This window comes from Confluentibacter citreus (assembly GCF_002807055.1).
Classification (GTDB): Bacteria; Bacteroidota; Bacteroidia; order Flavobacteriales; family Flavobacteriaceae; genus Confluentibacter; species Confluentibacter citreus.
In genome coordinates this window covers 1-579 of record NZ_NIXN01000042.1, presented here as the reverse complement: position 1 = coordinate 579, position 579 = coordinate 1, and the positions used below count along the sequence as shown (strand labels likewise).

The window sequence follows — 579 nt, the reverse complement described above, 5'->3', positions numbered from 1 at the left end:
TGTACAACGTGTTCGTGTATGGAAAGTTGCGTGTTTGAGGGCGAGGATTTTCCGAAGGAAAATCGGAAGCCAGCAAACGAGCAACCAACTTTGTGTTAACTAAAACTAGCAATTTTTTATACACGGTGTTGTGCATAGTTTTTTAATTTAATCGATTACTAATAATAATAAAATTGTTTTATCTCCTTTTTTCAAAGTCAGAGTATCATTGTCAATTTCTTTTTTAATTATAAAAGGAGCAGAAATATCAGAAATCCGAGGTAAATATTCAGCGTCTTTAGGTCTCCAAATTGCGTCATCTTTTGAAAGTCCGTAATGATTTCCAATAACGTAAGTTGCGCTATTTATATAATATTTATTATTCAGAACGTAAATTCCTCTTTCATTATAAGCGTCCTTGACTTGAATATTATAGCTTTTGTTTTTGTTTATTTTTTCTAAACTATTGTAAAAGTCCGATTGTCTAGTCAAAAGAAAAAATGATAAAATAAGTCCGATAACCATAAACACAATTACGATATAATATGATTTCCATTTTATCATTTAGCAGGAGTTTTGTCTAAATTATGCACAACGTTT

Annotated in this window: 1 protein-coding gene; it reads right to left on the bottom strand. The window is 30.2% G+C overall.

Features of this window, described 5'->3' with window-relative positions; all coding sequences use genetic code 11:
- Positions 1–147 precede the first annotated feature (147 nt).
- A complete protein-coding gene (locus CDH49_RS15560) occupies positions 148–543 on the bottom strand; it encodes a hypothetical protein (RefSeq protein WP_100616445.1) in 396 nt (131 codons plus the stop codon).
- Between the last annotated feature and the right edge of the window lie 36 nt (positions 544–579).